This window comes from Candidatus Foliamicus sp. (genome assembly GCF_965221325.1).
Taxonomy (GTDB): Bacteria; Pseudomonadota; Gammaproteobacteria; order Steroidobacterales; family Foliamicaceae; genus Foliamicus.
Genome location: NZ_OZ244880.1, coordinates 1,162,699 through 1,175,638 on the forward strand (window position 1 = coordinate 1,162,699; position 12,940 = coordinate 1,175,638).

A 12,940-nucleotide genomic window follows, 5' to 3' on the forward strand; every position below is an offset into this window, starting at 1 on the left:
CAAGCCGCGGTCTCCCGCTAAGAAGTTACCGCAGGGACCGTGGCGTCCAAGCGCATTCAATCGGTACGCGGCGTCCGGGACCTCTTGCCGGACGATACCGAGGCATGGCGGCGCGCGGAAGACATCGTGCGCGCCACCCTTGAGAGCGGTGGCTATCGGGAGTTTCGCGTGCCGGTCCTCGAGGACGCAGAACTCTACCGGCGTTCGGTGGGCGAGTACACCGACATCGTGCAAAAGGAGATGTACCTACTTGAGGGAAGCAGGGGGCAGACCCTAGCGCTGCGCCCGGAGGCTACTGCCGGCATCCTGCGGGCAGCGCTTGAGCATGGCCTGCATCGAGGGCGGCATCGGTTTTGGTGCGCGGGCCCAATGTTTCGCAGGGAGCGGCCGCAGCGTGGCCGGCTGCGTCAGTTTCATCAATTCGACGCCGAAGCGATCGGTTACCCGGGACCCGACATCGACGCCGAGTTGATCGCGCTGGCCGCGCGCATTTTCCGCGCTCTGGGAGTGGAGAATGTCGCCCTGGAGATCAACAGCCTGGGCGGTGCGGCTTGCCGCCGTGCCTACCGGGCCAGCTTGACGGACTATTTTCAGGATCACTTTGAGGCTCTGGACGCCGATAGCCGGCAACGTCTTAACGCCAATCCGCTGCGAATCCTCGACAGCCGCAATCCGGAAATGTCCGATTTGATCGCCGGCGCGCCGGACATTGCCGAATTTCTGGAGCCGGAGGCCGCCGAGCACTTTTCGGCTCTGGAATCGCTGTTGGCCGCGGTTGGGCTGAGCTACCGCCGCAACCCGAGGCTGGTGCGCGGCCTTGACTACTATACGAACACGGTTTTCGAATTTCTGGCCGACGGATTGGGCGCCCAGAACGCCGTGTGCGCCGGGGGGCGCTACGATGGCCTGGCCGAGCAGCTCGGTGGCCCGGCCACCCCCGCAGTCGGCTGGGCGATGGGCATCGAACGTCTGCTGGAGCTCACGTCGGACGCCGAGGAGACGGCGCAAACTCGGGCGTACATGGTTCTTATTGGTGGGCTGGACGTGCAGCAGGCGGGACTGAGGCTGGCCGAAGCATTGCGCACCGAATGCCCCTTCCTCCAGTTGGAAATGCACTGCGGCGGAGGCGGCGCCAGCACCCAGATGCGGCGGGCAAGCCGGTCGGGAGCGTGCTACGCCGTAATCGTCGGAGAACGGGAACTGGCCGCAGGCCGGGTAGGTCTCAAGGACTTGCGGGGCCAGAACGCTCAGGAAGAAGTTCCGCTTTCGGAGCTCGCGCGCGCACTGACGGAGCGCGCGGGCCGTACAATTCCGGCTCATGGATGACTTTCTAACGGATCAGCAGCAAGCCGCGCGCGTAAGGGGCTGGCTGCGCGTCTATGCGCCGGCGGCTATTGTTGCGCTTGTCGTGGGTATAGGCGGCTATTTTGGCTATGCTCAGTGGCAGGCTCGCGAAGCGCGCCAGTCCGGCGAAGCTTCCGAGCTCTTCGAGGAACTGCGGGCCGTTCTCGGTTCCAGCAATCGCGATTCCGCCGAGGAACTCCATCAGCGCTTGCTGACCGAGTATCCGGACAGCGGGTATGCCGACCATTCACGCCTGATGATGGCCAAGGAATACGTGGACACTACGCGCCCGGTAGATGCCGCCGAGGAATTGGAGGCGCTGGTCGCCAGCACCTCCGACAGCGACTTGCGGCAATTGGCTCGGCGGCGGCTGGCCCGCGTATATCTGTATCTGGACCGCCCCGGCGACGGCCTGGAAGCGCTGGATGCCGAACCGCCATCCGAGGCCTGGGAGCAACTGACCGCCGACATGCGCGGCGACCTGTATCGAGCGCTGGGCCGTATTGACGAGGCGCGGGAAGCGTACAGTTTGGCCCTGGCACGCAGCGGTCAAGTGGATGCGAGCTGGATTCGCATGAAACTGGATCATCTCTCCGGTATGGACGCTACGCAGGCGGAATCCGAATCCGAAGCCGAGGAATCTCAGGAAGCAGAGGAAGCCGTCGCCGATGCCGAACCCGAGGCCGAAACCGAAGCTGAATCCGAGGACGCGGAGGAAGTGACCGAAAAAGCCGGCGCCAGTGAGGAAGAGTCCGGCGCTGCCGCGCCGCAGCAGGAATGACGATGAATCGACCATTAAATCCGATGCGGACGGGCCCGCACCCGGGTCTGGTTCTCGCGCTCGCCGCAGCCTTGCTGCCTGGCTGCGGAGTGTTTGGCGGCGGCGACGAAGACGAAGCGCGTCAGCCGCGTGCGCTGACCGAGTTTGCCGAGCAGTTGCGGTTGCGGCGCGCGTGGTCGGCCAAGGTTGGCGACGGCGGCGGTGAATTGCGTCTGGCGCTGCGCATAGTCGGCGACGGCGCGCGTGTCTATGCGGCCGCTACCGACGGCACCGTGCAGGCCTTTGAGGCCGAGAACGGCCGCCGCCGCTGGAAGCAGGACACGGACCTGGGGCTGTCTGCCGGCCCGGCGGTCGGTAACGGCTACCTGGCGCTGGCCTCTTCGGGCGGCTGGGTGGTAGTGCTGGATGCCGCCACAGGCGCGGAGCAATGGCGGGCATACGTGAAAGGAGAGGTGCTGGCGGCGCCGGTAATCGGTAGCGGCCGCGTTTATGTCCGCACGGTGCACGGCTTCCTTTACGCGTTCAGTCTGGAAACCGGCCAGGAGCTCTGGTCAGTGTCGCAAAGCATGCCCAGACTCAGCCTGCGCGGCACTTCGGCGCCGGTGCTGCAAGGCCAATTGGTGATTTGCGGTTTCGACAACGGCCGCCTCGCAGCCTATCAGCAGTCCGACGGAACCCGCGTCTGGGATCTGCCTTTGGCGGCTCCGGCGGGCCGCAATGAACTGGAACGGCTGGTGGATTTGAACGGTGAGATCCAGGCGGTGGGCAATGATGTCTATGTGGCCGGCTACAACGGTCTGCTGGCCGCGGTGGCCGCGGAATCGGGCGAGTTGCTCTGGTCCCGGGAGTTCTCCGGCTACAACGGCTTGGTCGTGGACGCCAATAATGTCTATTCCGTCAGCGATTTGGGGCAGGTCAGCGCCCACGCCCGCACCGGCGGCACTCCGCTGTGGTCGGAGGATCTGCTCGAATACCGGGACCTGTCGCGGCCCGCGTTGTTTGCGGCCCACCTGGTGGTTGGCGATCTCGAAGGCTATTTGCACGGTTTCAACGTGTTCAGCGGCAAACTGGAGTCGCGGACCCGCGCCGGGAACGGCAGGATTGCATCGCAGCCGCTGGTGATGGGGGAGATGCTCTATGCCCTCACCGTCTCGGGCGAGTTGACCGCTTGGCGTTCCGACAGCGCGGCCGCATCCTGACGCGCGGGCATGAGGCCGGCTGGCCATGCTCCCGGTTGTTGCCCTTGCGGGGCGCCCCAATGTGGGCAAATCGACGCTGTTCAACCGGCTCGCCGGTAAGCGCGAAGCCCTGGTTGCCGATTATCCCGGGCTAACCCGCGACCGCCGCCACGGCTTGGTGCGCCTTGCGGGGTGCCGCGCCATACTGGTGGACACACCCGGTGTGGGGCAGGGTGGCGAGTGGGGCGAAATGCTGCGCGCGCAGACCGAGCGGGCACTGTCCGAAAGCAGCGTGGCGGTGCTGCTCACCGATACCCGCGAGGGCTTGTGCGCCGCCGACGAAGCGGCCGCGCGCTGGGTCCGGGAAGCGGGTTGCGCGGCCATACTGGCGGTTAACAAGTCTGAAGGCCGCGCGCCGGAGCTCAGCGTGGCGGAATTCCACGCTCTGGGCATTGCCGAACCGCTGGCCATTTCGGCGCTGCGGGGCGACGGCGTCACGGCGCTGGCCGAGCGCCTGGCCGGGATGCTGCCCGCAGCTCCAGAGCCCGAGGCGGATCGAGGCAAGCGCACGCGCATCGCCATCATCGGCCGCCCGAACGTCGGGAAATCAACCCTGGTCAATCGCTACTTGGGCGAGAACCGCATGCTGGTGCGCGACGAGGCGGGCACCACCCGCGACAGCATAGCGCTGGACTTCGACTACGCCGGACAGCCATGCACCCTGGTCGATACTGCCGGCATAAGGCGTCGCACGCGGGTGGCGCCGGGCCCGGAACGGCTCTCGGTAGTCCAGGCGCTGCAAGCAATCGAACAGGCCGACGCGGTGATTTTCCTGCTGGATGCCCGCGAAGGCGCTACCGAACAGGATCGGCGGCTGATTGCACTGGCCCTGGAGCGCGGCCGGGCCATGGCGATCGGCGTGAATCAATGGGATCGGATCCCGCGTGATGAGCAGGCGCGTCGTAATGCCGAACTGGAGCGGCAAATGAAATTCCTGGACTTCGTTGACATACATCGCGTATCGGCGCTGCGCGGGTGGCGCGTGGAGCGTCTCCTGGCCAGCGCGTTGGCCGGCGCCGACGCTGCTGCCAGCGATTTACCGACCGGCAGACTGAACGCGGTACTGCGCGACGCGATCCGAGAGCATGCAACACCCCGCCGGGGAGGGCGCAGGATTCGCCTGAATTACGCGCATCAGGGCGGCAAGCGGCCGCCGCTGGTGGTGATACACGGGCGCCAGACCAAGCACCTGCCTGCCGACTTTCGACGTTTTCTCGCGCGCCGGATTCGTGACCGCTTTGCCTTGCGCGGTACACCGCTGCGCATAGAACTTCGCAGCGGGCCGAACCCTTATGTCGGCAATTCAGCCTGACGGTTCGCGGTCATGGACGCGGGCCAGCAGCGCTCCCCGCGCCAGCCGGGCCCGCAGGTCGCTGCCGATTGCTGCGCCCTCTGCGTCGGTGAGAATTTTTCCGTCCGCCCCAGTCACAATCGCGTAACCGCGGTTGAGAGTGTTTTGCGGGCCCAGGCCCCGCAGCGCCGATTGAGCGATCTCCACGCGCCGGGAAGCGGAAACAAGCTGTGCCTGCGCGCCGGTTGTCAGCCTTCGGACCCACCCGTCCATTTCCGCTTGCAGCTTACGGGCCCTTGCCTGGGGTGATGCCGAGCTCAGGCGCAGGCGCAGCGTGGAGAGCGTCTGCCCAGCGGGCCGCGGCAGCCGCGCTGCCGCGCTCCGCAGCCGTTCATGCAATTCGTCGAGCCGCTGGCCGCACTGCATCAGCCGAGCCGGCGGGCCAGCGCGATTCAGCCTGCCGCGCAACTGCTGCAAGGACTGTCCATGCCGCGTAGCAAGCGAGAGCACAGCGCGCAGAATACTGCTGTTCGCGCGCTCCACGCGGCGCAGCCAATCGGCTGCTTCGGGCGTGGCGATTTCCGCCGCCTGGGACGGCGTGGCAGCCCTCCGGTCGGCAACGAAATCGGCGATCGTGTAGTCGGTCTCGTGACCGACGCCGCTGATCAGGGGTAAAGGAAAAGCGGCGATGGAGCGCGCCAGGCGCTCGTCGTTGAAGGTGGCCAGGTCCTCCAGGCTGCCACCGCCGCGTGCCAGGATAACCAGGTCGCAAGCGCCGTGCTCGACCACCGAGTGCAGCGCGGCCATTATGCGGTCGGCGGCGCCGGCACCCTGCACGGGGGTGTGGTAGAGAACCACCGGCAGCGCAGGGAAACGGTTGCGCAATACCGTTACCACGTCGCGCGCTGCCGCGCTTTCCCGCGAGCCGACCAGTCCGATGCAGCCGGGCAGGCGTGGAATCGCGCGCTTGCGCGCTTCATCGAACAGGCCTTCGTCCTTCAGTTTGCGCTTGAGGGCTTCGAACTGCTGCAGAAGTTTGCCCACGCCGGATTCCCGCATGGCGGAAACGATGAGCTGGTAGGTGCTGCGGGGCGCATAGGCTTGCACCTGCCCGGTGGCGACGACGCGCTGTCCGTCGGCGGGCGTGAAGGAAAGCCGCCGATTGGCCGTGGCGAACATCGCGCATTGGATCAGCGCGTCTTCGTCCTTGAGCGTGAAGTACATGTGGCGGCCCTGGTAGTGGCGGAAATCTGCGATTTCGCCTTCCACCCGCACTGCCGCAAATTCGTCGCGCAGCCGGGCGGCGATGAGCTGCACCAATTGGCCGACTTGCAGTAGCGGCGCGCCTTCGGCTTCTTCGCCCGGCCCGAGGTTTACCGCTTCGCCGCGCATTTGTAAGATGATAGCTTGTTACGCAGTGGGTTCGGCCATGCGAATCATTCAGGAAGCCCTGACCTTCGACGATGTCCTGTTGGCGCCGGACTATTCGGAGGTGCTGCCCCGCGAGGCAAGCTTGGCCACGATGGCGGCGCGCGGCATAGAACTCAATATTCCCGTGCTTTCCGCGGCCATGGACACGGTCACCGAGTCGGCCTTGGCCATCGCGCTGGCGCAGGAGGGCGGACTGGGCGTGATTCACAAGAACATGACCCCTGAACGCCAGGCCTGGCACGTGGCCGCAGTGAAAAAGTACGCATCGGGCGTGGTTTCCGACCCGATTACCGTCAGCCCGGACAAGAGCGTGCGGGAAGTTCTGGAAATCACGCGCGGCAACAATATTTCGGGCCTGCCCGTGGAGGAAAATGGGCGGTTGCTGGGCATCGTCACCAATCGCGACCTGCGTTTCGAGACGCACCTGGAGCGCCCCGTGCGCGAAGTGATGACACCCGAAAAGCGCCTGGTGACAGTAGGCGAGAATCCCGACGAGGAGGAGGTTCTCACGCTGCTCCACAAGCATAGGATCGAAAAAGTCCTGGTGGTGGATGAGAACTTCCAGCTCAAGGGTCTGATAACCGCCAAGGACTTCCAGAAAGCCAGCGACTTTCCGCGCGCCTGCAAGGACCGGCGTGGCGCGCTGCGGGTAGGAGCCGCGGTCGGCGCAGGCGCCGATACGGAACAGCGCGCGGCCTTGCTGAGCGAGGCGGGCGCAGACGTGCTGGTGGTGGACACCGCGCATGGCCATAGCCGCGGCGTGATCGAGCGGGTCGCGTGGCTGCGCAAGAATTACCCCGACATGCGGTTGATTGCCGGTAACGTGGTCAGTGGGGAGGGCGCCGAAGCGTTGATCGAGGCGGGTGTGGATGGTGTAAAGGCCGGTGTTGGTCCTGGCTCTATCTGCACGACCCGCATTGTGGCCGGCGTGGGCGTGCCGCAAATCACGGCGGTCGCGGAAGTGGCCTCCGCCGCCGCGCGTCACGATGTGCCGGTCATCGCGGATGGCGGTGTGCGCTACTCGGGCGACATCGCCAAGGCGCTCGCCGCCGGAGCACATTGCGCCATGATCGGCAGCCTGTTTGCCGGAACCGAGGAAGCGCCCGGCGACGTCGAGCTTTACCAGGGACGCAGCTATAAGTCGTATCGCGGCATGGGCTCGCTCGGCGCCATGTCCCAGCAATACGGGTCTTCCGACCGCTACCAGCAGGACTCCACCGAGCAGCTCGAAAAGCTGGTGCCCGAGGGTATAGAAGGACGAGTGCCCTACAAGGGCAGTCTCGTGACCATCGTGCGGCAACTGATCGGAGGATTGCAGGCGGCCATGGGTTACACGGGCTGTGCCTCGGTCGAGGAACTGCGCTCGCGAGCCAGATTCGTGCGTATCACCGCGGCGGGCATAAAGGAAAGCCATGTGCACGACGTCACGATCACCAAGGAGGCCCCCAACTATCGGGGTCGCGCGTGATCCAGGGTCGCATCCTGATCCTTGATTTCGGGTCGCAAACAACGCAGTTGATCGCCCGCCGCATTCGTGAAGCGGGGGTGTATTCCGAAATCCTGCCCTGGGATATCGGTGCGGGCGCGATCCGCGAGTTCGCGCCCGACGGCGTGGTGCTGTCGGGCGGGCCGCAATCGGTGACCGGTGGACGCTCGCCGCGGGCGCCGCGCATCGTTTTCGAGCTCGGCAAGCCGGTGCTCGGGATCTGCTACGGTATGCAGACCATGGCCCAACAGTTGGGCGGCAGTGTGGAACTGGCCGGCAGCGCCGAGTTCGGCCCCGCCGAAGTGCGGGTGATCGCCGACAACGCATTGCTGTCCGGCCTCTCGGCCGGGCCGCTGCCGGTGTGGATGAGCCATGGCGACCGCGTCGCGGCGCTGCCGTCCGGGTTTGCGCGCATCGGGGAGAGTGATAACGCTCCGCTGGCGGCGATAGCGGACCAGAACCGCGGGCTGTTCGGCGTGCAGTTTCACCCGGAGGTCACGCACACGCAGCATGGCCTGCAAATGATCGAGCGCTTCGTGCATGACATCTGCGGCTTGGATAAGGACTGGGAGCCCGGGGCCATTGCGGAGCGCGCGATTGCGAGGATTCGGCGCGATGCGCCGGCCGGCGAGGTGGTGCTGGCTCTGTCGGGCGGTGTTGATTCGTCGGTGCTGTCGGTTCTGCTGCAGCGGGCGGTGGGTGAGCGGCTCCATTGCGTGATGGTCGATCATGGCCTTTTGCGTCTGAACGAGGCTGAGCAGGTTGTCGCGGCGCTGGCTAAAGCGGGCGTGAAGGTGCAGGTCGTGGATGCGCGCGCGCGCATGTTCGCCGCGCTTTCGGGCCTTGATGATCCGGAGGACAAGCGCAAGGCCATCGGCCACTGCTTCATCGAAGTGTTCGAGGAGGAGGCGGCGCAAATTCCCGGTGCGGAATGGCTCGCGCAGGGCACGATTTATCCGGATGTGATCGAATCCGCGGCCGCGCACACCGGAAAGGCGCATTTGATCAAGTCGCATCACAATGTGGGCGGGTTGCCTGAGAAGATGAAACTGAAGCTGCTGGAGCCGTTGCGCCTGCTGTTCAAGGACGAGGTGCGCAAGGTAGGCTTGGAGTTGGGGCTTCCAGCCGAATTGCTGGGGCGGCATCCGTTCCCCGGGCCGGGCCTGGCCGTCAGGGTGCTCGGCGAGGTTGATGCGGGCAGCGTGGATACGCTGCGCCGCGCCGATCACATCTTCATCTCGGAGCTGCGGGCCGCCGGCTGGTATGACCGCGTGGCGCAAGCCTTTGCCGTATTCCTGCCATCGCGCAGCGTGGCCGTGAAGGGCGACGGGCGCCGCTACGAACCGGTCATCGCCTTGCGCAGCGTGGCCACCTCCGATTTCATGACCGCCAGCCCCAGCCGCCTGCCCATGGATCTGCTGGAACGGGTAGCCGGCCGCATTGTCAACGAGGTTCCCGGCATTTCCCGCGTTACCTACGACATCTCGTCCAAGCCGCCCGCCACCATCGAGTGGGAGTGAAGGCGCAGGCGGCGCCTATGAGCCGCGACCGGCGGCACATGCTGCGGGCTCTGGAGCTGGCTCGCGAAGCGGCGCGCTGCGGCGAGGTGCCGGTGGGCGCGGTACTGGTCCTGGACGGCCGCGTGCTGGGGGAGGGTCGCAATCGTATGACTGCCGCAGCAGATCCCGGCGCGCACGCGGAAATGGAGGCTCTGCGGGCTGCCTGCAAGGTGCAGGGCAACTACCGTTTACCAGGCGCGGAGCTCTTCGTTACCCTTGAGCCTTGCGCAATGTGTGCAGGCGCGCTGGTGCTGGCCCGCGTTGCGCGCGTCGTGTATGCCGCCGCCGATCCCAGGTCGGGCGCCGCCGGCAGCGTTCTCAACGTGCTTCAGAACCCCGCTCTGAATCATCGCTGCGACCTGGATTCGGGGCTGCTGGCCAGCGAATCCGCGGAATTGCTGCGCTCGTTCTTCCGAGCGCGACGCGCCTGAACTCCTGGTGTCCCGTAGGCTCGCCATCCCGGGCGCTTGCGTGGATATGATTGAGATGCCGTGATGGTCTGCAATTCGATTCGATCCGCTAGCGTGGATTGCGGCAGTCCTGGTTTCCGGGCCGTCGCTCTCGTTGGCTGGGCATCCGTCCTCGCGCTTGCCGGAGGCTGCGTGGGCGACCCGTCGCCGTTGCCGCTGGTGGGCACGCTGGAGCGCGAGCGGGTCGAACTCGTGGCCGAGTTTCAGGAACCCATCGTGCAGGTGGAAGTTGTGGAAGGGCAGCGGGTAGCAGCGGGGGAACTGCTGATGCGGCAGGACGGCGCGCGGCTGGAACAGGATCTGAAGGCGGCCGCAGCCGCGGAGCTTGGGGCCCGGCAGCGCCTCGCGGAACTGGTGCGCGGGCCGCGCGAAGAAGCAATCCGCGCGGCGCGGGCCCGCTTCGAAGGCGCGCGCGAAATCCTCGAAGTAAGCTCTCGGGAACATCTGCGCCTTGAGGGTCTTGCCGCCCAGAACATCGTCAGCCGCAACGATGTGGATCGCGCCCTGCGGTCCGTGGAAGTGGCGCGCACCGAGGTGGAGGCGCTGGGCGCGGTTCTGGAAGACCTGCTCGACGGTGCAACTGTGGAACAACTAGGTCAGGCGGAAGCGGCCGTTTCCGAAGCCGAGGCCCGGCTGGAACGCCTGCGGCTCAGCGCCGCTCGGCTGCAGATTATCGCGCCGAGGTCGGGGAGCATCGAGGCGCTTCCCTATGAACTGGGAGAACGCCCGCCGCCGGGCGCTGCGCTTGTCGTGATGCTTGCCGCTGATACCCTGCATGCCCGCATCTATGTACCCGAGCCTTTGCGGGCGCAGGTGCAGCCCGGTTTGGCCGCGGTGCTGACGATAGACGGCGTGGCCGAGACGGTGCCGGGGACGGTGTCCTTTGTGTCTTCGGAGGCGGCGTTCACGCCGTATTTCTCGCTTACGCAGCGAGACCGCAGCCGGCTTGTTTATCTGGCCAAGGTGCAGGTGGAGGAAGCCGCGCGCCAACATCTGCCTGCCGGTCTGCCGGTGGAGGTGGACTTTCCCTCGCTTCGTGAACGCTGACGATTATGCGATTTCCTGCCGCGGTCTGACGCGGCGGTTCGGAGCGGTAACGGCAGTGGATAACTTGAGCCTGGACATTCGACGTGGGCGCATATTCGGTTTTCTGGGTCCCAACGGCTCGGGCAAGTCCACCACGATGCGTCTGTTGTGCGGTCTGCTGGCGCCTTCGGCGGGGCACGCTACGGTGCTCGGCTGTCGGGTCCCTGAGGAAGCCGAAAAGTTGCGGCTGCAGATGGGCTACATGACCCAGAAGTTTTCTCTCTACGAAGATCTGACCGTATTGGAGAATCTGCGTTTCGTGGCGCGCGTGTTCGATCTCGGAGTGCGCCGCATGAAGAGCCGCATCGCGGAGAACAGTGCGCTTTACGAACTCGACGGTCTGCATTCGCGCCTGGCCGGCACTCTGAGCGGCGGACAGAAGCAGCGCCTGGCGCTGGCCGCCGTAACCTTGCATCAGCCGCCGCTGCTTCTGTTGGACGAACCTACGAGCGCGGTGGACCCGCAGAGCCGCAGGGATTTCTGGGATCGGCTGTTCGAGCTGGCCGACCAGGGCACGACCATCCTGGTATCGACGCACTTCATGGACGAAGCGGAACGCTGTCATCGCCTGACCTTTCTGGAACGTGGCGCCATGGTGCGCGAGGGCCCGCCGCGCGACCTGATGGACCGTCTGGAAGCGCGAACGATCGAGGTTGCCACCGCTACGCCGCGCCGCGTGCGTGCCTTGCTTGAGCCGCATGACTGGGTGTACGCCGTAACGCAACTGGGCAGCCGGCTGCGCGTGATGCTGGCGCCGGAAGTGGCAGCGCCGGCGGAGCGAGTTTCAGCCTTGATCAAGGAGGCAAAGCTGGAGGCCAGTGTGCGGCAGGCATCAGCCACGCTGGAAGACGTGTTCGTGGCGGCCACCGGCTTCGGGCGGGCCCGTAGTGGCCCAGTTTCGCAGTGACCGCAACCCGTCTGCGGCGCTCTGCCGCCATCCTGCTGGCCTGGCTTCCCCGAAGCGTCGCACTGTTGCTCTGGTGGTTTCGGCGCATAAGCGCCATCGTGGACAAGGAAATGCGTCAGCTTTTTCGTGAACGCCTGACGATGGGCATGGTCGTGGGGCTGCCGCTCGTTCAGATCATCTTGTTCGGTTACGCCATAAACCTGGATGTGCGCCACCTGCCCGCCGGGCTGGTGGATCATGCCGACACCTCCATGTCGCGGCAGTTGGTGAGCACACTGCAGGCCACCCAAGTGCTGAATTTCGTGGAGCGGGCCGCGCAGGCGCCGGAGCTATTGGACGCCATGCGCCGCGGCTCCATACGCGCAATTCTGTACATTCCCGCCGACTTCGAACGCCGCCTCAGCGATGGCAACCGCCCTCTGGCTCAGCTCATGGTGGACGCCAGCGAGCCGGCCCGGATCAATGCCGCGGAACGCATTGCCCACTACCAGCCATTGCCTCGCGGCCAGCCCGGCCAGATGGTCATGTCCCTGGCAGTTCGGAATTATTACAACCCCGAGCGCCGCTCGGCCGTGCAAATCGTGCCGGCACTGGTGGGCGTGATCCTCAATTTCACGATGATCGTGTTTACCGCGGTCGCCGTGGTCCGGGAACGAGAACGCGGCAATCTCGAATTTCTGATTACCACCCCGGTGCGCAACTACGAACTCATGCTCGGCAAGATCGCTCCCTACATCCTTATCGGGCTTGCCCAGGTCACGATCGTGTTTTTCGCCGGCTCCTGGCTGTTCCGGGTGCCCGCAGTGGGTTCAGTACTCGACCTCTATCTGGCCAGCCTGGTGTTCGTCGCCGCCACGCTGGGTATTGGGCTTTCCGTTTCGACCTTCGCCAAGTCGCAATTTCAGGCGATCCAGTCGGCCATATTCTTCATGTTGCCGATGCTCCTGCTGTCCGGCTTCATGTTCCCTTTCGACGGAATGCCAAAGCTTGCCCAGTGGATCGGCCTGCTGTTCCCGCTTACGCACTTCGTGGAGGTCGTGCGCGGGATTATCCTGCGCGGCGCCACCATCGGCGACATGGCGGCGCAGATGTATGCGATATCGGGCTTGTTCGTGGTGTCCATCCTCATTCCAGTGCTGCGCTTCACCAAGCGCTTGGACTAGGACTCGGGCTACGACACGGACCCTAAGCCGGGCACATATAATCCTCCCCCGGAGGGATGCCGGAGAGGCCTAACGGCGCTGATTCGAAATCAGATGGGGGCGATTCGCCCCACGTGGGTTCGAATCCCACTCCCTCCGCCAGACCGCCCGGCTCTTGTAGTAAACACGAATGTCATTCCTCCGC

Annotated in this window: 11 protein-coding genes and 1 tRNA gene; 11 read left to right on the top strand and 1 reads right to left on the bottom strand. The window is 65.5% G+C overall.

Annotated features, from left to right (window positions below; genetic code table 11):
- The first annotated feature begins 39 nt into the window (after positions 1-39).
- From hisS to der, 4 genes are read left to right on the top strand one after another with little or no spacing between them, the layout of a single operon-like run.
- Positions 40-1,326, top strand: a complete 1,287-nt coding sequence (gene hisS, locus ACWCOO_RS05290; protein ID WP_446831909.1) for a histidine--tRNA ligase — start codon at positions 40-42, stop codon at positions 1,324-1,326.
- The gene (locus ACWCOO_RS05295; protein WP_446831910.1) at positions 1,319-2,125 is read left to right on the top strand and encodes a YfgM family protein; all 807 of its coding nucleotides are present in this window, start codon (positions 1,319-1,321) and stop codon (positions 2,123-2,125) included. The genes hisS and ACWCOO_RS05295 overlap by 8 nt, the downstream gene beginning before the upstream one ends.
- Before the next feature lie 2 nt (positions 2,126-2,127).
- The gene (gene bamB, locus ACWCOO_RS05300) at positions 2,128-3,324 is read left to right on the top strand and encodes an outer membrane protein assembly factor BamB (protein WP_446831911.1); all 1,197 of its coding nucleotides are present in this window, start codon (positions 2,128-2,130) and stop codon (positions 3,322-3,324) included.
- 25 nt (positions 3,325-3,349) lie between these two features.
- The gene (gene der / locus ACWCOO_RS05305; protein ID WP_446831912.1) at positions 3,350-4,675 is read left to right on the top strand and encodes a ribosome biogenesis GTPase Der; all 1,326 of its coding nucleotides are present in this window, start codon (positions 3,350-3,352) and stop codon (positions 4,673-4,675) included.
- Here the strand turns inward: der and xseA are convergent.
- Entirely contained in the window at positions 4,667-6,046 is a 1,380-nt protein-coding gene (xseA, locus tag ACWCOO_RS05310; protein ID WP_446831913.1) for an exodeoxyribonuclease VII large subunit, read from the bottom strand. The genes der and xseA overlap by 9 nt on opposite strands.
- A 37-nt stretch (positions 6,047-6,083) precedes the next feature.
- On the opposite strand from xseA, the gene guaB reads away from it, so the two are divergent.
- The 7 genes from guaB (at position 6,084) to ACWCOO_RS05345 (ending at position 12,897) form a co-directional block, all read left to right on the top strand.
- Positions 6,084-7,553, top strand: coding sequence for an IMP dehydrogenase (gene guaB / locus ACWCOO_RS05315; protein ID WP_446831914.1), 1,470 nt, complete (start codon positions 6,084-6,086; stop codon positions 7,551-7,553).
- Entirely contained in the window at positions 7,553-9,091 is a 1,539-nt protein-coding gene (gene guaA / locus ACWCOO_RS05320; protein ID WP_446832003.1) for a glutamine-hydrolyzing GMP synthase, read from the top strand. The genes guaB and guaA overlap by 1 nt, the downstream gene beginning before the upstream one ends.
- A 17-nt stretch (positions 9,092-9,108) precedes the next feature.
- Positions 9,109-9,561 (top strand): tRNA adenosine(34) deaminase TadA, encoded by a 453-nt coding sequence (tadA, locus tag ACWCOO_RS05325; RefSeq protein WP_446831915.1) that lies wholly within the window; start codon positions 9,109-9,111, stop codon positions 9,559-9,561.
- A gap of 171 nt (positions 9,562-9,732) precedes the next feature.
- Positions 9,733-10,647 (top strand): HlyD family secretion protein, encoded by a 915-nt coding sequence (locus tag ACWCOO_RS05330; protein ID WP_446831916.1) that lies wholly within the window; start codon positions 9,733-9,735, stop codon positions 10,645-10,647.
- Positions 10,648-10,657: 10 nt separating this feature from the next.
- Positions 10,658-11,593, top strand: coding sequence for an ABC transporter ATP-binding protein (locus ACWCOO_RS05335; protein WP_446832004.1), 936 nt, complete (start codon positions 10,658-10,660; stop codon positions 11,591-11,593).
- 65 nt (positions 11,594-11,658) lie between these two features.
- Positions 11,659-12,756, top strand: coding sequence for an ABC transporter permease (locus tag ACWCOO_RS05340; protein ID WP_446832005.1), 1,098 nt, complete (start codon positions 11,659-11,661; stop codon positions 12,754-12,756).
- A 50-nt stretch (positions 12,757-12,806) separates the two neighbouring features.
- A tRNA-Ser gene (locus tag ACWCOO_RS05345) sits at positions 12,807-12,897 on the top strand.
- Positions 12,898-12,940: the final 43 nt, after the last annotated feature.

Coding starts and splice junctions, on each gene's coding strand:
- tadA (WP_446831915.1), top strand. CDS start 9,109: ATGAGCCGCGACCGGCGGCACATGCTGCGGGCTCTGGAGCTGGCTCGC.
- xseA (WP_446831913.1), bottom strand. CDS start 6,046: ATGCGCGGCGAAGCGGTAAACCTCGGGCCGGGCGAAGAAGCCGAAGGC.
- der (WP_446831912.1), top strand. CDS start 3,350: ATGCTCCCGGTTGTTGCCCTTGCGGGGCGCCCCAATGTGGGCAAATCG.
- bamB (WP_446831911.1), top strand. CDS start 2,128: ATGAATCGACCATTAAATCCGATGCGGACGGGCCCGCACCCGGGTCTG.
- guaB (WP_446831914.1), top strand. CDS start 6,084: ATGCGAATCATTCAGGAAGCCCTGACCTTCGACGATGTCCTGTTGGCG.
- ACWCOO_RS05295 (WP_446831910.1), top strand. CDS start 1,319: ATGGATGACTTTCTAACGGATCAGCAGCAAGCCGCGCGCGTAAGGGGC.